At 47.9% G+C, this 17,914-nt stretch carries 21 protein-coding genes; 10 read left to right on the top strand and 11 right to left on the bottom strand.

What is annotated here, in order from left to right; genetic code table 11:
- Nucleotides 1–336: 336 nt before the first annotated feature.
- The 4 genes from IAE30_RS03450 to IAE30_RS03435 all read right to left on the bottom strand — a co-directional run bounded on the left by IAE30_RS03450 (nucleotide 337) and on the right by IAE30_RS03435 (nucleotide 4,622).
- Entirely contained in the window at nucleotides 337–1,287 is a 951-nt protein-coding gene (locus IAE30_RS03450; RefSeq protein WP_200678136.1) for a bifunctional helix-turn-helix transcriptional regulator/GNAT family N-acetyltransferase, read from the bottom strand.
- Between the two features lie 164 nt (nucleotides 1,288–1,451).
- Nucleotides 1,452–1,778 carry a hypothetical protein gene (locus tag IAE30_RS03445; protein WP_200678138.1) on the bottom strand — a complete coding sequence of 109 codons (327 nt, stop codon included), beginning with the start codon at nucleotides 1,776–1,778 and terminating at the stop codon, nucleotides 1,452–1,454.
- 26 nt (nucleotides 1,779–1,804) lie between these two features.
- A complete protein-coding gene (locus IAE30_RS03440; protein ID WP_200678140.1) occupies nucleotides 1,805–3,466 on the bottom strand; it encodes a methyl-accepting chemotaxis protein in 1,662 nt (553 codons plus the stop codon).
- Nucleotides 3,467–3,623: 157 nt separating this feature from the next.
- On the bottom strand, nucleotides 3,624–4,622 hold the full coding sequence (locus IAE30_RS03435; protein WP_200678142.1) for a GlxA family transcriptional regulator: 999 nt from the start codon (nucleotides 4,620–4,622) through the stop codon (nucleotides 3,624–3,626).
- 526 nt (nucleotides 4,623–5,148) lie between these two features.
- On the opposite strand from IAE30_RS03435, the gene IAE30_RS03430 reads away from it, so the two are divergent.
- The 3 genes from IAE30_RS03430 to IAE30_RS03420 all read left to right on the top strand — a co-directional run bounded on the left by IAE30_RS03430 (nucleotide 5,149) and on the right by IAE30_RS03420 (nucleotide 7,802).
- The gene (locus tag IAE30_RS03430; RefSeq protein ID WP_200678150.1) at nucleotides 5,149–6,156 is read left to right on the top strand and encodes an AraC family transcriptional regulator; all 1,008 of its coding nucleotides are present in this window, start codon (nucleotides 5,149–5,151) and stop codon (nucleotides 6,154–6,156) included.
- A gap of 10 nt (nucleotides 6,157–6,166) precedes the next feature.
- A complete protein-coding gene (locus tag IAE30_RS03425) occupies nucleotides 6,167–6,841 on the top strand; it encodes an NAD(P)H-binding protein (RefSeq protein WP_234472655.1) in 675 nt (224 codons plus the stop codon).
- Nucleotides 6,842–6,971: 130 nt separating this feature from the next.
- Nucleotides 6,972–7,802 carry an oxidoreductase gene (locus IAE30_RS03420; RefSeq protein ID WP_200678152.1) on the top strand — a complete coding sequence of 277 codons (831 nt, stop codon included), beginning with the start codon at nucleotides 6,972–6,974 and terminating at the stop codon, nucleotides 7,800–7,802.
- Nucleotides 7,803–7,834: 32 nt separating this feature from the next.
- On the opposite strand, the gene IAE30_RS03415 is transcribed toward IAE30_RS03420, so the two are convergent.
- Nucleotides 7,835–8,392: a cytochrome b/b6 domain-containing protein gene (locus IAE30_RS03415; protein WP_200678154.1), complete on the bottom strand. Its 558-nt coding sequence runs from the start codon at nucleotides 8,390–8,392 to the stop codon at nucleotides 7,835–7,837.
- A gap of 283 nt (nucleotides 8,393–8,675) precedes the next feature.
- On the opposite strand from IAE30_RS03415, the gene IAE30_RS03410 reads away from it, so the two are divergent.
- The 3 genes from IAE30_RS03410 to IAE30_RS03400 all read left to right on the top strand — a co-directional run bounded on the left by IAE30_RS03410 (nucleotide 8,676) and on the right by IAE30_RS03400 (nucleotide 10,824).
- Nucleotides 8,676–8,900 carry a hypothetical protein gene (locus tag IAE30_RS03410; RefSeq protein WP_200678156.1) on the top strand — a complete coding sequence of 75 codons (225 nt, stop codon included), beginning with the start codon at nucleotides 8,676–8,678 and terminating at the stop codon, nucleotides 8,898–8,900.
- Between the two features lie 71 nt (nucleotides 8,901–8,971).
- The gene (locus IAE30_RS03405; protein WP_200678158.1) at nucleotides 8,972–9,289 is read left to right on the top strand and encodes a hypothetical protein; all 318 of its coding nucleotides are present in this window, start codon (nucleotides 8,972–8,974) and stop codon (nucleotides 9,287–9,289) included.
- Between the two features lie 1,142 nt (nucleotides 9,290–10,431).
- Nucleotides 10,432–10,824 (top strand): YgiW/YdeI family stress tolerance OB fold protein, encoded by a 393-nt coding sequence (locus IAE30_RS03400; protein ID WP_200678166.1) that lies wholly within the window; start codon nucleotides 10,432–10,434, stop codon nucleotides 10,822–10,824.
- Nucleotides 10,825–10,889: 65 nt separating this feature from the next.
- Here the strand turns inward: IAE30_RS03400 and IAE30_RS03395 are convergent, their stop codons facing one another.
- The 6 genes from IAE30_RS03395 to IAE30_RS03370 all read right to left on the bottom strand — a co-directional run bounded on the left by IAE30_RS03395 (nucleotide 10,890) and on the right by IAE30_RS03370 (nucleotide 15,320).
- The gene (locus IAE30_RS03395) at nucleotides 10,890–11,147 is read right to left on the bottom strand and encodes a hypothetical protein (RefSeq protein WP_200537602.1); all 258 of its coding nucleotides are present in this window, start codon (nucleotides 11,145–11,147) and stop codon (nucleotides 10,890–10,892) included.
- 566 nt (nucleotides 11,148–11,713) lie between these two features.
- Nucleotides 11,714–12,160 (bottom strand): DUF421 domain-containing protein, encoded by a 447-nt coding sequence (locus IAE30_RS03390; RefSeq protein ID WP_200537601.1) that lies wholly within the window; start codon nucleotides 12,158–12,160, stop codon nucleotides 11,714–11,716.
- Between the two features lie 11 nt (nucleotides 12,161–12,171).
- Complete coding sequence (locus tag IAE30_RS03385) at nucleotides 12,172–12,681, bottom strand: hypothetical protein (RefSeq protein ID WP_200678168.1); 510 nt, start codon at nucleotides 12,679–12,681, stop codon at nucleotides 12,172–12,174.
- Nucleotides 12,682–12,726: 45 nt separating this feature from the next.
- Nucleotides 12,727–12,891, bottom strand: a complete 165-nt coding sequence (locus IAE30_RS03380) for a DUF2474 domain-containing protein (protein ID WP_200537599.1) — start codon at nucleotides 12,889–12,891, stop codon at nucleotides 12,727–12,729.
- Nucleotides 12,892–13,896: a cytochrome d ubiquinol oxidase subunit II gene (gene cydB, locus IAE30_RS03375; protein WP_200678170.1), complete on the bottom strand. Its 1,005-nt coding sequence runs from the start codon at nucleotides 13,894–13,896 to the stop codon at nucleotides 12,892–12,894.
- The gene (locus IAE30_RS03370; protein WP_200678172.1) at nucleotides 13,893–15,320 is read right to left on the bottom strand and encodes a cytochrome ubiquinol oxidase subunit I; all 1,428 of its coding nucleotides are present in this window, start codon (nucleotides 15,318–15,320) and stop codon (nucleotides 13,893–13,895) included. Before IAE30_RS03370 ends, cydB begins: the two co-directional genes overlap by 4 nt.
- A 474-nt stretch (nucleotides 15,321–15,794) precedes the next feature.
- Here IAE30_RS03370 and IAE30_RS03365 point away from each other — a divergent pair, with 474 nt between their 5' ends.
- The 4 genes from IAE30_RS03365 to IAE30_RS03350 all read left to right on the top strand — a co-directional run bounded on the left by IAE30_RS03365 (nucleotide 15,795) and on the right by IAE30_RS03350 (nucleotide 17,888).
- Nucleotides 15,795–16,283 carry a CinA family protein gene (locus IAE30_RS03365; protein WP_200678180.1) on the top strand — a complete coding sequence of 163 codons (489 nt, stop codon included), beginning with the start codon at nucleotides 15,795–15,797 and terminating at the stop codon, nucleotides 16,281–16,283.
- A gap of 303 nt (nucleotides 16,284–16,586) precedes the next feature.
- Nucleotides 16,587–16,754, top strand: coding sequence for a general stress protein (locus IAE30_RS03360; RefSeq protein WP_200537595.1), 168 nt, complete (start codon nucleotides 16,587–16,589; stop codon nucleotides 16,752–16,754).
- Nucleotides 16,755–16,876: 122 nt separating this feature from the next.
- Nucleotides 16,877–17,350, top strand: a complete 474-nt coding sequence (locus tag IAE30_RS03355; RefSeq protein WP_200678182.1) for a ferritin-like domain-containing protein — start codon at nucleotides 16,877–16,879, stop codon at nucleotides 17,348–17,350.
- 22 nt (nucleotides 17,351–17,372) lie between these two features.
- Nucleotides 17,373–17,888, top strand: coding sequence for a ferritin-like domain-containing protein (locus IAE30_RS03350; RefSeq protein WP_200678184.1), 516 nt, complete (start codon nucleotides 17,373–17,375; stop codon nucleotides 17,886–17,888).
- Nucleotides 17,889–17,914: the final 26 nt, after the last annotated feature.

The raw sequence follows: 17,914 nt of genomic DNA, 5'->3' as shown, positions 1-17,914 counted from the left end.
GTGAATTTAATTTCACAATAGTAAATATGGGAGCATTAACCTTACTGTTAGCTCAGTCCACTCCAGTTTCAGGTTTTGGCGGGTCAATATTGTTCAACTTTCGCTGTGCGCCAGATACGAGTTCATGCTGATGGTGAAAGGGTCATACTCGATTTAAACGCCTTTCCTATCACTGGAAGTCCATTTCGATTAATGGATGCCTTTTGATTGCTGCCTCGTTGCTTTGCCTAAGAGCAGCAGCGTGCCAACAGCGGACATGACTATTTCGGGAAAGAGATAATCGCTGATAACCCGCCCCAAAAAACCTGCTAAAACCGGTTAGATAATCCAGCATGTTTAAATGTTTTTTCGGGTGAACTGTTGCTCAGTGATGGTATTTCCCCACTGATCGCCCTCCCATTCTTTTGACAATTCAAATCCGAATGATTCGTACAATCGTCTGGCCGCGGTGAGTTTATTAAACGTCCATAACTGTACTGAAGTGAATTTCTGCTCATCACAAAATCTCATCGCTTCTGAAATGAGTTTTCTGCCCAATCCGCTACCACGATATCCGTCGTCAAGGATGAACCAGCGCAGATGCGCCTCATTATTTCCCAGATCTTCACCGTCAATGGCGACTGAGCCGACAATGCGTTCGTTCAGCATCGCCAGCCAAATCTGATTACAGGGTTTTTCCAGTCGCGACGTAAAATCAGCCAGACCGGCAGCCACCTTAGCTTCAAAAAATTGGCCGAAGTGATGCTCTCTGGCGTAAAAGCTGCCATGCATTTCTGTCATGCGGCCAATCATACCTGCATGATAACCCGAGACTATCTTAACGTTATTTCGCATTTGCCCTGCGGTGTTTTCCCGACAGGCTTTCAAGGCGCTGGCGTATGACGATAGGCCCTGAGATACAGCCTCCTGAGTAAAGGGATCGAGTTTCCCGAGAGCTGCTGCTACGCGTTGGTCAGCGTAAGCATTAATGCGCTGCACGGTATCTTTACCTTTCCCGGTGAGGCTCAGTCGCTTGGTCCTCGCGTCTACAGAACATGGGCTTTCTTCAAGCTCTCCGGCCTCAACGAGTTTAGCGAGCATGCGGCTAACGCTGGACTTCTCCAGCCCCAAAATCTGCACCAGTTGAGCAGCCGTCATTGCGCCATGAAGTTCAACTTCAAGCATGGCGTGAACGGCTGACGGAGGATAATCCGTTGCAGCGAGATTTTGGTTCATGAAACCCAGTTCTCGCACCATTAATCGTGATGCCACACGGATGTTTTTTATGTTTTGAAGTTCAGTAGCCATTAACGTTACCTTGCCAAGTTGGTTGTACTATACAACCATTTGCGCGAAGGATTTGTCAATCGTTATGCAGCCTGACTCACAGAAGGTTAGATTTTAAAAGGCGCAATGTGTTTCAGCCTGAAGCCCGATTTGACTAAACGGCTTCAGGCTGATCTTGATATCAATCAGGCGGTTTGCAGAAGAGAGTACTTCATTGTACCTGCGAGGTTTTCAAGCAAATTTTTCAGCATTTTGACCGACAGCATGACGCTCTGAAGATTGTAAAACAATGCTGGGTCATGTTGCATCAGATAGTCCTCGAACTCACGTTCGCGGAGTGAGGTCATAGCAGCATTAATCTGACTGCACAGATGATTACAGTTGTTTATATACACATCCAGAGACTGATAATCGCCATCCGTCATTTGGTGAAGGAGCATATTCATTTGTTCGAAACGAGTTATCAGTTCGCGATGAGACTTCCCGTGTTTCAGGAAGGCATTTATATCCATTTTTTCCCTCAGAGATGAATCACACATCAGAAACGCTGCCAGTCAGTGCTTTCGGATTGTCTCTGAGGAATCCGCACTTGTGATGTCAGCGGGACAGACTCAACTGGCATAGTGTGCTTAAGTGGTGTTGGTTCAACAGCCATAATAACTGGCAATGTAAACTGCCTGACCATACCTGACAGCGTGAGTGCCTGATCCTGTAAGGACGCGGAGGCCGCAGAAGCTTCTTCGACCAATGCCGCATTCTGCTGCGTCACATCGTCCATCTGACTAATAGCCAAATGCACCTGATTAATGCCGGTATTCTGCTCTTCTGCCGCAGCGGCTATTTCACTGACCAGATCGTTAACCTGACGGAATGCTGCTTTGAGTTCCGTCATATTACTCTCGACCGTCTCAGCTTGAACCGCACCCGACTCCACCAAAACATAGGATGAATCGATCAGCTGTTTAATTTCCCGAGCAGCCTGTGTAGAACGCTGTGAAAGGCTACGAACTTCACCCGCGACCACGGCAAATCCCTTACCGTGCTCGCCGGCCCTCGCCGCTTCCACTGCAGCATTGAGCGCGAGAATGTTGGTTTGAAATGCAATCCCTTCAATCAGCGTGACAATTTCAGTGATTTTTTTCGAACTGCTTCTGATTTCCACCATGGTGCTTAACATACTTCCCAGGGACACGACGCTCGCATCAGACAGCACTGATGCATTACCGGATAAGCGACTCGCCTGACGTGTGTTCTCTGCCGTCTGTCGCACGGTTTCACTCAGTTCGGCCATACTGGCAGCAGTCTGTTCGAGCGAAGCTGCCTGCTGCTCTGTGCGGGAGGATAAATCTTCATTACCTGCCGCGATTTGTGCAGATGCCGTGCTCACCGAGTGAGAAGTCGTACTGACTGAGTGGAGTGCGGAACTGACACGATTGAGAAGCTGGTTTAATGCCTTCGCCATCGCACCCACTTCATCCTTACGACTGTCATCGGCAGTCACGCTCAAATCCAAACTATCGCCTGCACGCAGCATGATTTCACTGATGTTCTTCAGGCTACTGCGGATACGTAAAAGAGTCATGACGGTTAACGCACCAAGCAGAATGATGGCCACCGTTACGCAGGCTGACATTCCCCAAAGTGTCCGCTGATAAATCCTCTTGTTTTGACTGCGAAGCCCTTCCGAAAGAGAAATATTCAGCGCGAGTTGCTTGCGGTAGTTGTCCTTTAAAGCAGTAATGGCGCCGCCAATGCCACTGTCGTTTTCGAGCATTCCCAGTGTTATCTCATCCTGGTGTGTTCGAGAGGCATTTAAAAAAGCAGGCAATCTCGATTCAACCAGCTTTAAAGTAGCCAGCCCCGTTTCGGTCATCTTTTCATCTTGATCACTGGATATGTCATTTTTTAAGTAATAATTTGCCAACGTTCGGATGTCTGCCATGCGGTGAGATATCTCACTTTCAATCGGCGGCATTCGCGTGTTGTCCGTCTGACTCTGATGTTTGTAAAGCGTCAGGGATAATCTGTTACTCCGGTCTATAAGATCGCCAAGGTCGCGTATTGAGGGTATCGCGTTCAACTGTACGTATTCAAAACGCTCCTGAAACCCTGATAAAAGCCTTAAGGAAACGGTGCCGCATAGAATGAGAGAAGCCGAGAGTAAGAGAAAAGCCAGGGTTAACCTTTGAGTAATATTCATCTTTTTTACCTGGTAAATGTTGAAATGAGATTTCTTAGCAACAATCACATCGGCAAAAGAAGAACAACAATTACATCAAATATACTGATTAAAGTTAATCCAACTTAATCATATTTCCTGATCCACCGCACTGACGTTCTCATTTTAAACACTTTTATTATTGGCGACTCAACCGCGCAGACATCCATTGACGATATTGAATCGGTGACATATCCATTACCTGGTTAAATGCCTTGCGAAAAGCCGTATCCTCTGAGTAACCACAGTCCTGTGCCACCTTGCGTATGCTAACATTCGTGCTCACCAGCATATTGCAGGCAGATTCTATGCGTACTCTCGTTATAAACTCCTTCGGTGTCTCTTGAGATATGGTTTTGAGCTTTCTCTGGAGCGTTCTTTCTGTTGTGTGTAAAGCGTCGGCCAGTTCCGCTGCGGTAATGGATAGATTTTTTAAGCGAATGATTTCCTGCGCTCGAATCATGAATGCTGAGTCCGATTTGGCTGCCACATTTGAATGATTTAAACTTTGTCTAAGAAGATGATTATCATTGAGCGACATTTCTGAAGTCAGATTGGCCACCTCTGCGCCCGCTCCTTTTTCAATAAGGTGCATAGCAAGTGATATCCATGAAAAACAGCCCCCTGAGGTTACAATACCGCGGTCTTCCTCGACCATTTTCCCCTTGCTCAATTGAGAACTGGGATAACGCTCTTTGATCATGTGGCTCACCCACCACGTGGTGGAATAATGCCTGTCATCAAGCAAACCGGCTTCTCCTAAAACTACAGCTCCCGTGCCAGAAGCCGCGATGCAAACATTTTTTTCATGTAGTTCTTTGACCCATCCGGCTGCCTGACGAATGTTGTGTATATTTATAGGTTGTAAATCCGGGCCCAACAACATACCTGGCGCAATGACAACATCCAGATTCCCTGCCCCCTGAAAAGAGCTATCAATATGAATTAGCCTGCCTTCCGTATCCAGAACAGGTGCGCCGTCCGCACTGACAATAAGTGTTTCAAACGGGGCTGCCGAAAATTTGCACGCATGAGCAGGAGAAGAAGCAATCGCTTTATTGCTAATCCAGAATAAATCCGCCAGGCCAGCAATTGCGGAAAGAACGCTGCCTTCTAAGGCGAGTATGGCAATACGCATAGTGTCATCCCAAAAATGTCGTAATTTGCGTGTTTTTTGTGACTATTTTACTTTCAAAATAGGTAGAAAGACGAACATCCAATTTTAAAGTTAATCAGGTCATTTTTGAAAGGAGTTAATGTTCCCTGAACCGAATCATAATTATTGCGCTTAAAATACACCTTCAGCCATCGAGCAGAGTTAAGCTATATCCTGGCACTCCGTCGCTGCGAAAAAATAGCCATCAGATTGATATTTCAGCCTCACCCTCTACGCATTTATTTAACCCTGAGAACTAAGACAGGATTATCAATTATTAATCGACATCCCCAATGAACTGCCTCAACTCGCTGCGAATCGAAGCCGATATACTTACGGCAAGCATCTTTAACGGCCAGTGATCACATAGCCTGAACTTTATCTTTCAGCACACGACCATAAATATGGCGTGTTTCACCAGCATTATGGCGCATTTAGCGTGTAGAATTACGATTTGAAAGATTACGATGTCGCCTATTATCAAAACATGTACCCAAGGAATCTGACAATGCAACGTAACCTTGCCTTCCCCATCAATATCGGCTGGAAAACATTGCTCAAAGATGTCGGATTTGAGCCTGAAGACATACTTCGAAAGGCTCGCCTGCCTGATGATACTTTTTCAAAAGCCGATCACGGCCTAAATACAGAAGAATACTTTCGTTTGTGGCGCGCTTTGGAGGCTGAAAGTCATCATCTCGCTTTTCCGCTGAACCTCATTGAAAAGGTTTCTGCTGAGGTCTTCGATCCGCCGCTTTTTGCGGCACTATGCAGCTCAAATATGATGCAAGCTGTCCAGCGGCTGGCCAAATATAAACAGCTTATTGCTCCAATGCTGCTTGAAACCAACATTGATCATCAGGGTACGTTAACGGTTTCACCTCTTTGGCTGTCTGCCACAGACACTGCCCCATCACTGCAGGTAGCAGAACTTGCCTTTTTACTTAAGCTTGCACGTATCGCAACACGTGAACCTGTGAGGGCATCAAAAGTACAGCTATCGCATCTTCCAGCAGGAGCAGAACCCAGTCAATTTGACCGCTACTTTGGGACGGCTATCTCTTTTGGTGAATATCCTGCTATTTGTTTTTCCGCCACCGATGCCCTGCGGCCTTTTCTGACAGTGAATCAAGGGATGTGGCAAGTCTTTGAGCCTGAACTAAGGCGACGTCTTAGTGAGTTAGATGTCACAGCTTCCACCGTTGAGCGGGTACGTGCTGTGCTTCTGGAGTTGCTGCCCGCTAACGAAGCGACAATTGAGAAAACGGCTGAACGCCTGGGCGTGAACAAGCGAACACTTCAGCGCAGGCTTGAGGAAGAGGGTGTGACTTTCCGCCATCTCATCAATACCAGCCGCGAAAATCTTGCCCGTCACTACCTGGTGAATACCCGTCTGCCCGGTTACGAAATTGCTTTTCTGCTTGGTTTTGAAGACCCAAATTCATTCTATCGTGCATTCATGGCATGGACTGGCCAAACGCCTGAAAACGTCAGAAACGCCATGCATCCTTATTAAAAGAGACCATATGAAAAATTCAGATAAGAATCGCATTGTGTTACTTGCAGGTGCATCAGGCCTGGTAGGTGGCCACATATTGCAGTTGCTGCTCAATGACCCTGAGGTGTCGTGTGTTCATGCTTTGACTCGAAGACCTCTCAGAGTGAGCCATCCAAAGCTGCAGATCCATCTGGTTGATTTTACCTCTCTGCCACAACTTCCTCATGCACATGAAGCCTATCTTGCTTTGGGCACCACCATTAAAGTCGCAGGCAGCAAAGAGGCTTTTCGCGCTGTCGATTTTGAGGCTAACCTTGCAGTTGCACAGGCAGCTATGTTGGCGGGTGTGAGCCGCATAGGGCTGGTTAGTGCCGGAGCCGCAAATGCGAAATCCTCGATGTTCTATACCCGTGTTAAGGGAGAGCTGGAAGAGGCACTCACCGCACTTCCATTAACCACACTGGTCATTGCGCGACCTTCCCTTCTGCTTGATTACCGCACCGGACCAGGCCAGCCACTTCGGCTGGGCGAACTAATCTCCATTCCGCTAGCCAAACTGTTGTCACCGATTCTTCCCGCTGCTTATAAGCCCGTGCGGGCGCTTGCTGTGGCCAGGGCACTGACACTAAAAGTGCCCGTCACTGCAGGGGTGGTTGTGCTGCCTTCGAACCAGTTGATCGAACTGGGCGTTACAACTGGATGAAATCCATTTAGGTGAAGATGATCACCGCATGCTGCACAAGGCGCATTAAGCAATCATTCTGGCGCGTTGAGCATGACAGACGCGGCGTCTGTTGAGGCACACTTGATGCAGTTCATTAAGTGAGGTGCTTATGTTTAGCCAGGAAAAGAAAACCGCGTTGGTCACAGGCGCATCGTCCGGTATGGGCAAGGCCATCGCCCATAAGTTAATACAGGATGGCTATCAGGTTTACGTTGCAGCCCGACATGTCGATAAAATGTCTGATCTGGTCAGTCTTGGCGCACAGCCGCTGCGTATGGATATTTCTGTCGATGAGGAAATTGTTGCTGGCATTAACACCATTCTCACTCAGACCGGCGGTGTCGATGTTCTTGTCAACAATGCCGGTTTTGGTCTTTACGGCCCCGTCGAAGAAATGGGTATCGACGAGGGGCGTTATCAGTTTGAGGTCAATCTGTTCGGTGCCGCACGCATAACGCAGTTATTGCTCCCGGCCATGAGGGCCAAACGCTCAGGGCATATTATTAACGTCACTTCTATGGGCGGAAAGATTTACAGCCTTCTCGGGGCCTGGTACCACGCAACTAAACATGCTCTGGAAGGCTGGTCAGACTGCCTCAGACTCGAAGTCGCCGGATTCGGGATTAAAATCATCATCATTGAACCGGGGGTAATAGAGACAGAATTCGGCGAAGTCGCAAGAAACAGTATTATCAGACGTTCTGCCAACGGGCCCTATGGCTCTTTGGTGAACAAGGTAGATATGTCGATAAAAAATACCTACGGGCAAGGCAAAGGCAGTTCACCGGAGCTTATTGCAAACGTGGTATCTCGTGCAGTTAGTCGTCGTCGCCCACGTACACGGTATGCTGCCGGTAGATTTGCGAAAATGCTGATCAGCATGCGCGTCTGGCTGGGCGACCGAATATTCGACCGTATTATTCTCAGCCAGACCCGTTGATATTTAACAACGACCGCTTCTCAAGGTTTTGATCAGTCATAAATCTTGAGAAGCATATGAAGCAATCCCATGATGCCATGGGCATAGAAATAAATTTCAATCAGTGTCGTGAGCGTTTTATGCCAGTGCAACACATCGTGCGCAAGAGAGGCGTTGGGCGAAGGCATATTACTCAGTAAAAACCATAAGCCGCCGGTCAGGGATACAGCCAGTAAGGACATAACGCCCAGCCCCTGAATGGCTGAAGCAATCCCCCCGCTCTGAGCATCAGGAAGCGTGAAATTGCGCACTATTTTCAGGTCTCTCATAAACCCGCTGAAATCCAGTTTCATCCACGCAAAATACCAGGCAAAGCCGCGTTGTGAGAGCATCCATCCTGCCAGAAAGACGCTGCACGCGATAAGAACAAAGCCTGACAAAATATGAAACCAGGTGATCACCGATTCCAGACCGCCAGCTCCCATCGCTTCGCGTCGAGTCCAGTTAGAGTTAATGATTTGAGACAGTACAAGCAAGGCCGTTGTGATGTGCATACCTTTAAAAAAAGGCGCATCTTCATGCGGAAAGTAATTGAGTAAGGTGGTTCGCATGGCAGATAACTCGTCAGGATAGTTATCATGATTTTACTGCGGACAGCATTAGCAAAACCTTAACCCTAACCACCAGGAACTTCCTCCCGAATTCAGCGGGTTATGAGCCTTCTGCTTTCCCTGCTTAACTCACCAACACCTTGACATTCAGCCATTATTTTTTGCTCAGAGCTCGCAGCCTGCTGACCCTGACCCGAAATCCTACTCCATTCAGAAACAGTATTCCGGCATAATATTTACATCTCCGAGGCAACGATCCTGTCTATCAGAAGGATATTGATAAATGACCATTGTTTTCATTCCTCCTTTGATTACCTTGCTACTCAGTAAGGAACAAGAGCAAGGAAGCCCGCTGACTGAGGAAGACGTTATCCGCGTTCGTGACAACGCCACGGCCATCGTGGTGGACAGCGATGCTGCACAGGCACTGGCTGAAAGTCGTGGATATCGTGACATTGACCCGGAGAATTGCTGGGCGGAATGGGCTGAGTTCCGGGGCGAAATTTAACGTTCTGAAATATGAAGTCGAAACGTTAATCGCTCCAGACACCCGCAACTCACATTCACAGGAAATATTATATGAAATGGATTTTTGTGACGGGGGTAGTACTCTCGTCCTCTGTGTTAGCCGACGCCCGTTCGTTCGAAACCCCTGAGGTCCGGTGCCTTAACGACCATACCCTGCCATTCATTTCATCAAAGATACCGGCCAAAAAGGTTGTGGATGATGCCTATGTGCAATGCACGCCGGAACTTGATGAGTGGATGAGCCTCCAGCAATCATTACCAGATGAGATGAAGCAAAGCATGCGCACTCAACTGTATGAGTTTTACATCGGAATGGTCGAGAAACGAAGAGCCTATGAAGCCAGAAAATCCATTGAAGCCGCCCACTGAGGCGGTTTTTCTTTTTTGATCTTGAGGAAAGACAGCCTTTCCAAAAGCCACAGACCATCCTTTCAAGCATTGCGTCACCACAAGTTCCGGCATGCAGTTCAAGGATATCAGAGATGACAGGCTTTACATCACGCAGGGAAAATCCAGGCATAAGCTTGCACTCCCCTTGTCTCTGGAACTGGCGGCGGTATCCATGCGTCTGAAATCCGTCGTTGAACAATGCTAAAGAGGAAACACCTCTTCGCACCTTATTTTCTCGTCTGAAACACGGGGTGATCGTATTCCGGGTCCACTTAAGGGAACAAACCAGTCTGGCTGTGGCTACCTGGCGGGACTATCGCTTAAACCTCAGGCGGTATAAGTTAAACTGATCGAATAGAATTTAATGCGGGGACACCTTCTGATAGCGATGGTTTGATAATCGAGCAGACTCGGTGTTATACACTGAGTCTGTCAGAGAAGGAGTCCATACATTTAGCTTTGCGCTGATAGATTTTCAGGGACAATATCTTTACTCAGACAAAATACACATTCAGCCAGGTGCCAGGAAAGATGTTGAGTTCTGACATATTGAGATGCGGCTTGTGCCGAAGTAAATGAACCCAGAAACAGTCTTTCTTCTCTTAACGGTAATTTTAAGCAATCTCCACGATGGAGAGTACAGCGCCCATCATTTCCCGGTGCGCTTATCGTGTAAAACTGATAATTCAGCATTGTCATATTGCCCTTTTTTTAAAGTTAAAATTTTTCAACTCATCATCTTTACCATTACAGGTTCAGTCAGTGAAAAAAGAATAAAAGCATCCGGAATTTTAGATCTCAACCCAAGTATAGTTGCATTTCAAAACCACGTTTGTTTAATTTTTATTTTCATGGTGAGATATTGAGCCTTGAAAATACACAAAGCAACCCTGATAAACCCTATCTTACTGAATTTTCCATCCAAATCATTCTGTTAAATCAAAGCATCCAATAGAATGTTGGGCGTCAGTTTAACTCAGTTCCTGCACAACCTATAAATTTGAATTGGCACATTATTACGTTTCGCTTTAAATTATCGCTAATCAATTTCATTATTAACCCGAACATTTTCGTTATGATGTGCCATGCTTTAAAGCATCTGAAATACAAAGGAGAGTGAGATGAATAAAATTGCCTGGGTTGCGATGATGTTGCCTTTAAGCTTTGGGGCCTATGCTGAAACTGGCGGCTTCGAGGCGGGTAAAACTCCCCCTCCACAGCATAAAGAAGATGCAGGCTACAAAGGATCGGAGGACACAGCAGAAACGCCCGTGAAGCTCATCAAAGATTTCCGTCCAGGAGGCTACGCCACGCTTGAAGGTTATATTGTTAAAAGAATCGAGGACGATACCTATCAGTTCCGTGACAGCACAGGCACTGTATATATCGATGCGTCTCCAGCAACTTTTAAAGGCAAAACTTACAGTGCTGAAGATAAAGTCCGCGTCAGTGCCAAGGTTCACGGAAAGGGCCAGGCAACTTACCTGAAAGTCACAAGAATTGATGAGCCTTAACAGAAAATCCCGCGCCTCTGCCTGATCAACAGGCAGGGGTTAATCATTCGGTCATCAGTTTTCAATTAATCCATTTTCACATGATTATGCTTCCTGAGCAGTTTTGCTGCATCCAGTGCGTGAGTTTTCACCTGAATATCACTGGAAGAGGCAGCTATTCTTTCAAGCTCATACAGTATATTCCCCTTCGTTATGCTCTGGCCCTTTGCGGTGAGCTCTACAACTGCAGTTCCGATAAGGTCCAGCCACAGTTCAACATAGTCCTGCGGCGATGACGGGAAGCCATAGGGCACGCGAGCAATGAAGAGCGGTAGCTCTAGCACAGCGCGGATTTCCCCAAGTTTGAAAAACCCGATAATCACTGTATATATAAACAGCAACCGCAAACAGTACGATCGATCAAGTCGTCGATACGACTTTTAAGACAGCGTTGGTAAGAAAGAAAATTTGGCCGGGAGGTACAGGAAGTTGAGTATGGCTGACCGGAGTTGGAATTGGGGTACGATAAAATAAATTGCGCGCGAACCTGATGAAATTTTCTCCCCGATAAAATTCCGGTTCAATCATACCCGCTTCGGTTAAGTGCCTTAAAATTGCATTGATATCCAGTTATTTAAATGACTTATAGGAAATTTCTGGAATTAAACAGGTTTATCTAACACATCCTACCACTTAATCAGAATTAGTCTAAGGTATGTGAGCCAGTCATTACTGGCAGCACAGCATACAGGATGCGTTTTTTTACGAGAGAGACATTCCTTAGCCACTGCTTTTTGCCCGCCTGGTGCGGGCTTTTTTTCCTGAATTCCCGACAGGAGGAGTCCTTTCGCTGATCAGATCAAACTTACTGTTACTCTTGTGGGCTGCGAAGCCAGACTAATTTTCTCGTTTAATGACTTTCCGGAATAATGGAAATGTGACCATTAACTTCAAGCACTGCAAATCTTATCTGTTCCAGCCTTTCAAGCCCCTGCGAGGAGCGCGCAGCTTCCATTATGTCTTCATGATTTATTCCTGTCATTTTCATCCGGGTCGGGAGTTCTTTACCATGCTCGACCAGAATAACGGGCCCGCCCTCTGCCAGTTGCTCCACAACCGGAAAACGTGTTTTCAGCTTGCCGAGTACCACGTCGATGGAAATCAGCGTAATAATCGTCAGCCCCGCCCCGGTAACGGAAAAGTCATCGCCCAGTAATGCCTGCTGGGTTGCCTCGCTGATGATCAGCAACAGGATCAGATCGAAGGACGTCATCTGCAGCAATGCTCGTCTGCCGGCAATCTTAAACACCACCATCAGAAGCAGATAAATACCTGCCGCGCGTAATACAGTTTCCATCGTCGTCTCCCTCAGGGATAAACCCAAAGTGAAAAGCGTGCAGGTGGAGAATCCGTTACGCCTACGCTCATGGATATGGCACCCATTTCCTGTGGTTGCATACCAATCCAGATGGTATGGCCTGATTTCACGTTGTGAGTCAGAAAGGTAAGTTGTAAATCATTAGCACGTGCCACCGCCTCAATGGGCTGAGGCTGAAGCGTCTGAATTTCCAGTGAGTCAAGCGCCCCGTTTCCTATAGTGACGGTGAACCTATCGCCCGCCTGCGCCGGGACCTGAATGCTCATGTTCATATTGCTCTGCACCCGGCCGAACCGTTCGTATCTGACCTGTACCGCACCATCGGGAGACTTTGCCTCCCCGTTGCTCAGAAACCCCTTCGAAAATAATCCGCACGCCCCTGCGATAACAATGGCTAATAACATGTACTGGCCAACGCGTTGTATGCAGATTTCCCGGCGCTGCCACGTCATATCCTCTTTGACAGGATAATCCCGGCTTTCTGACTCTGTCCTTTTCATCCTCTCACCTCGCAGGATATCCAATAACAGTCAGCTTTTTGATAATCAGTCTGATCGCATGCCCGCAGCGTTCATCAAGAGCCTGAACAGAGAGGCAACAATCCCCAGCGCAAGCACGCTGGCTGAATAGATGACAATCAGCCAAAACAGCCGTTTCCACCCTGACTGAACACCGTGGGTGGGCTGTTTGTTCTTTTGACGTGACAGCATTTAATGGTACCCCTCGCCAATACGTGTTTTTCCGCGAAAAACGTAATAACTCCAGAGGGTATATCCGAGGATTACAGGGATGATCAGTAAGCTGCCCACCAGCATAAATGCCTGGCTCTGTGGGGGTGAAGCAGCCGCCCAGATGGTTATGGAAGGAGGAATGATGTTTGGCCAGATGCTGATGCCCAGCCCTGAAAACCCTAAAAAGATTAAACCGAGCGTTAAAAGGAAGGGGGAATAGTGCGCTTCACGCTTAACGGCGCGCATGATCCCCCATGCACAGGCCAGAACCAGCACCGGTACAGGCAGGAACCAGAAAATATTGGGCACGCTGAACCAGCGGTGCGCGATAGCGTCATGCGCGTAAGGCGTCCACAGGCTGATGGCCCCGACTACAACCAGAAGCAGGCACAGCAGCGGTGTGGTGAGCGATGACATCTTCTTATGCAGGCCATGCTCGGTTTTCATGATTAACCATGTACAGCCAAGCAATGCATAGGCAATAACCAGACCCAGTCCGCAAAACAGGGTAAACGGCGTCAGCCAGTCCATTGCGGAACCGGCAAAGGTACGATCTTTTACCGGAAACCCATTCAGCATGGCGCCTACAGCAACGCCCTGACTAAAGGTTGCCAGTAACGAACCCCCGATAAAAGATTTGTCCCAGAATCCACGGTGCGCTTCTGTGGCTTTAAAGCGGAATTCAAAGGCCACACCACGGAATATCAGCCCGATCAGCATGAGCGTCAGAGGGATAGCCAGTGCATCCGCGATGACCGCATAGGCAAGCGGGAACGCGCCATAGAGTCCGGCTCCTCCTAATACCAGCCAGGTCTCATTTCCATCCCAGACGGGCGCGACGGTGTTCATCATGACATCGCGCTCCTGGGTGCTTTTGATAAAGGGAAACAGTATGCCAATCCCCAGATCAAAACCATCCATGACGATGTACATCAGGGTGGCAAAAACAATGATGGCAAACCAGATCACTGAGAAGTCAATCATGACTTGTGCTCCTGTGGTTCTTCTAAACTTTCATGCGCAGCAGACAGGGGGCGCGCTGGCGTTTTATCCTGCCCCGGCCCTCCCTGCCTGACAGTTTTACCTTCGCCGGTTTGCGGCCCTTTCTTGATGAGACGCATCATGTAGAGGTACCCCACACCAAAGACCGAGGAATAGACAAGAATAAAGGCCATCAGGCTGAGGCTCATCTGCAGTTCACCGTGCGCTGATACCGCATCAATAGTCCGCTGAACGCCATAAACGACCCAGGGTTGCCGCCCGACTTCAGTGGTGAACCATCCGGCCAGTATGGCGACAAGCCCTGATGGACCCATCAGAAGCGCAAACCACAGGAAGGGGCGAGAGGTATAAAGACGCTTTTTATAACGTAGCCAGAGGCTGATCACTCCAAGGGTGATCATTAAAAGTCCCATGGCGACCATCACTCTGAACGACCAGAAAATAATGAGGGAATTAGGTCGGTTCTCTTTAGGAAAACTTTTTAACGCCGGCACCTGCTTCGTCAGTGAATGCGTGAGAATGAGGCTGCCAAGGTAAGGCACTTCAAGCGCATACTTTGTTCGTTCTTCCTGCATGTCCGGGATGCCAAATAACACCAGCGGCGTAGCCTGACCCGGCGGATTTTCCCAGTGGCCCTCAATGGCGGCAATTTTCGCGGGTTGATGCTCAAGCGTATTGAGGCCATGCGCGTCCCCCACCATGGCCTGGATGGGGGCTACCAGCAGTGCCATCCACAACGCCATTGAGAACATTTTCCGGATCGCCGGGATATCATTCCCTCGCAACAGATGCCATGCGCCAGAAGCCCCGACAAAGAATGCACTGGCAAGAAATGCCGCGATAGACATATGAAATAAGCGATAGGGGAATGAAGGGTTAAAGATGATTTTGAACCAGTCCTGAGGTACCACAATGCCATTTTCTATCAGGTAACCCTGCGGAGTATGCATCCAGCTGTTTGAGGCCAGGATCCAGAATGTTGAGATAAGCGTGCCGAGCGCCACCATACATGTCGCGAATAAATGTAACCCAGGCCCTACCCGATTCCAGCCAAATAACATCACCCCGAGAAATCCAGCCTCCAGAAAGAAAGCCGTCAGAACCTCATAAGCCAGCAGGGGGCCGGTAATACTGCCCGCAAACTGTGAAAAACCGCTCCAGTTAGTGCCGAACTGATAGGCCATAACCAGCCCTGACACCACGCCCATACCAAAATTGACAGCAAACACTTTGGACCAGAAATGGTAGAGATCGCGGTAGGTTTCGTTACGTGTTCTGAGCCACATCCCCTCAAGCACAGCGAGGAAACTCGCCAGGCCAATGGTTATCGCCGGGAAAATAATGTGGAACGATACCGTAAACGCAAACTGAATACGTGCCAGATGAAAGGCATCAAGTCCAAACATTGTTAGTCCCCAATCACGGTAAAGATTACTGAGTGTAGTGTGTTGATAATAAACCTACACTATTTGAAGAATTAGAATGAAGAGACCGCATACATTAAATCGAACTTTCGCGTTTCGCTGTGCCACTATCCATGTGAAATGCGGAGAGAATTTAAATGCCCAACTTCTCGTTATGAAAATCAACAAATGTGACGCTCCCCCACTCATCAGCAATTAGCCTAACGGCTAGTCGGATTACATCCCCTTCATAACTTTTCACATTGACGAACAAATGCAGGGTATAAAATTATTTCCGCTCAACCTTATCGCCAATGCAGATCATTCATCATTTCCTATACTTGTCATGCTATGAGTTTTAGCCCCCCCTTTTGACTGAGGTTCCATTTACTTACGGGTTGCACGACACTCTTACGGCGTGCTTGCCACCCTTTACTGTGAGACTTTAAATTTTTAATGATATACAGGAAGAAACCAATGAATGATGATTTGATTGCAGTCGCCACTGAATTAGGGCACTTACTGATTGAAAAAAAATTGACCATAACAACGGCTGAATCATGTACTTCAGGTTGGGTAGGTACGGCGCTGGCGGCGGTCAGTAAAAGTAGTCTTTTTTACAGCAGCGGATTTATCACTTACACCAATCTTGCCAAACACCGCGTATTGAACGTCAGTATGGAAACACTAGAACGATATACGGCCGTCAGTGAGGCTGCTGTCTGCGAAATGGCCTGTGGCGCAAAATCACTTTCTGGTGATGCGATAGGCATTGCCACCAGCGGTTATGCCGGGCCTGAGGGAGGAGAAGACGGTACGCCTGCAGGCACGGTCTGGTTCGCATGGTGCCTTCCTGAAGGGTGTGTTCATACCAGCCGACAGTGGTTTTCAGGTGAAAGCGAAGAAGTGATGCACAAAGCCACTCATTACTGTCTGACGGAGTTAAAGCGGATACTGGAGGGCTGACCCCACCTGGTTCATTACTCCCTGGCGCTGTCTACTGACACAAAAAAATTTAAAACCTCCAGGTCCTTTTTATTTTACTCTCTCACATGCATGAAAGGCGATAATTCTCCTTTCACTCTAACGGATTAATAAATCAAAGCGAAACGAATGCAACAATAAATACCACATCAATTTATTAAAGCGCAACGAATAAACATTAATCGTCACGCTTGCGTTATTTAACCCTCCATTTAACCTTAAAGGGTACCACGCACATGGTGCATTGAATGCCCATGTAACTTCGTTTCATAAAGAGGATATATTATGACTGAACATCGTGGCGGATCAGGTAATTTCGCGGAAGACAAACAGAAAGCCTCAGAGGCAGGGAAAAAAGGCGGTCAGAACAGCGGAGGTAATTTCAAAAATGACCGCGAAAAAGCTTCCGAAGCTGGTAATAAAGGCGGTCAGAACAGTCATCTCGGCTCCTGACACCTCTTCTAAGGACAGCCAGCAGGAGCAGGGAACGCTCCGTTAAACCTACTTATGACTGATTATTTTATAATGAACTCTCTTATCAAATCTTATTTAATCCTTATCTCCGGAGAATCCCTATGAAAGTTAAAACGTTATTAGATCTCTTTATTCACGACCTTTCTGATGTTTACAGCGCGGAAAAACAGATTACGCGTGCCCTCCCTAAGTTAATTCGTACTGCTACGGATGAAAAATTAAAAGCGGCGTTTCAGCAACATCTCGATGAAACTCAGGGACAGATTGAACGCCTTGACCAGGTGATCGATGCTCATGATGAGCTTCGTCTCCTCCGTATGAAGTGCCATGCCCTGGAGGGGCTGGTAGAAGAAGCGCAGGAACTGATTGAGGCGACCGAAGCCGGACCGGTTCGTGACGCAGGATTGATCGGGGCAGCACAAAAAGTCGAGCATTACGAAATTGCCACTTACGGCACGCTCATTGCGCTAGCTATCAAACTGCAACTCGGTGAAGCCGCAAACCTGCTGGCGGCCACGCTGGAAGAAGAAAAATCGACAGATAAGAAACTCACTTCGATTGCCGAGAAGCAATAACCCGATCCCTCAGGAGGGACGCATGTCTAATACCTCTGCACTTTCTCATTATCACGACTGGCTACGCGATGCGCATGCCATGGAAAAACAGGCCGAAACCATGCTGGAGCAGATGGCTAAGCGGCTTGAGAATTACCCTCAGCTTCAGGCCCGTATTGAGCAGCACATCGAAGAAACGCGCCAGCAGCAAACGCTGCTGGAAACCATCCTGGATCGCCATGACATCTCACACTCCAGCGTGAAAGATGTCATGGGAAAAATGGCCGCGATGGGCCAGGCCTTTGGCGGTATCTTCGCTGAGGACGAAGTCATCAAAGGGGCCATTGCTGGCTACGTCTTTGAGAATGCCGAAGTGGCGAGTTACACCAGCCTTATCAGCGCTGCCACGCGTGCAGGTGATTTAGAAAGCGTCCCTGTGCTTAAACAAATCTGCGAACAGGAACTGGCGATGTCGGACTGGATGATAAGCCATCTGCCAGAACTGACCGATCAGTTCCTCGTACTCAGTGAAGATCCTGACTCTCAGGCTAAGCGCTGAGTATTCTCCCGTCGAAAACTTCAGAG

It is taken from the genome of Pantoea sp. S61 (assembly GCF_016625145.1).
Lineage (GTDB): Bacteria > Pseudomonadota > Gammaproteobacteria > Enterobacterales > Enterobacteriaceae > Pantoea > Pantoea rwandensis_B.
This window is presented reverse-complemented; position numbering and strand designations above follow the sequence as displayed.

Coding starts and splice junctions, on each gene's coding strand:
- IAE30_RS03360 (WP_200537595.1), top strand. CDS start 16,587: ATGACTGAACATCGTGGCGGATCAGGTAATTTCGCGGAAGACAAACAG.
- IAE30_RS03350 (WP_200678184.1), top strand. CDS start 17,373: ATGTCTAATACCTCTGCACTTTCTCATTATCACGACTGGCTACGCGAT.
- IAE30_RS03390 (WP_200537601.1), bottom strand. CDS start 12,160: ATGGAAACTGTATTACGCGCGGCAGGTATTTATCTGCTTCTGATGGTG.
- IAE30_RS03440 (WP_200678140.1), bottom strand. CDS start 3,466: ATGAATATTACTCAAAGGTTAACCCTGGCTTTTCTCTTACTCTCGGCT.
- IAE30_RS03445 (WP_200678138.1), bottom strand. CDS start 1,778: ATGGATATAAATGCCTTCCTGAAACACGGGAAGTCTCATCGCGAACTG.
- IAE30_RS03415 (WP_200678154.1), bottom strand. CDS start 8,392: ATGCGAACCACCTTACTCAATTACTTTCCGCATGAAGATGCGCCTTTT.
- IAE30_RS03405 (WP_200678158.1), top strand. CDS start 8,972: ATGAAATGGATTTTTGTGACGGGGGTAGTACTCTCGTCCTCTGTGTTA.
- IAE30_RS03385 (WP_200678168.1), bottom strand. CDS start 12,681: ATGAAAAGGACAGAGTCAGAAAGCCGGGATTATCCTGTCAAAGAGGAT.
- IAE30_RS03430 (WP_200678150.1), top strand. CDS start 5,149: ATGCAACGTAACCTTGCCTTCCCCATCAATATCGGCTGGAAAACATTG.
- IAE30_RS03450 (WP_200678136.1), bottom strand. CDS start 1,287: ATGGCTACTGAACTTCAAAACATAAAAAACATCCGTGTGGCATCACGA.
- IAE30_RS03365 (WP_200678180.1), top strand. CDS start 15,795: ATGAATGATGATTTGATTGCAGTCGCCACTGAATTAGGGCACTTACTG.
- IAE30_RS03425 (WP_234472655.1), top strand. CDS start 6,167: ATGAAAAATTCAGATAAGAATCGCATTGTGTTACTTGCAGGTGCATCA.
- IAE30_RS03370 (WP_200678172.1), bottom strand. CDS start 15,320: ATGTTTGGACTTGATGCCTTTCATCTGGCACGTATTCAGTTTGCGTTT.
- IAE30_RS03435 (WP_200678142.1), bottom strand. CDS start 4,622: ATGCGTATTGCCATACTCGCCTTAGAAGGCAGCGTTCTTTCCGCAATT.
- IAE30_RS03410 (WP_200678156.1), top strand. CDS start 8,676: ATGACCATTGTTTTCATTCCTCCTTTGATTACCTTGCTACTCAGTAAG.
- cydB (WP_200678170.1), bottom strand. CDS start 13,896: ATGATTGACTTCTCAGTGATCTGGTTTGCCATCATTGTTTTTGCCACC.
- IAE30_RS03420 (WP_200678152.1), top strand. CDS start 6,972: ATGTTTAGCCAGGAAAAGAAAACCGCGTTGGTCACAGGCGCATCGTCC.
- IAE30_RS03380 (WP_200537599.1), bottom strand. CDS start 12,891: ATGCTGTCACGTCAAAAGAACAAACAGCCCACCCACGGTGTTCAGTCA.
- IAE30_RS03355 (WP_200678182.1), top strand. CDS start 16,877: ATGAAAGTTAAAACGTTATTAGATCTCTTTATTCACGACCTTTCTGAT.
- IAE30_RS03400 (WP_200678166.1), top strand. CDS start 10,432: ATGAATAAAATTGCCTGGGTTGCGATGATGTTGCCTTTAAGCTTTGGG.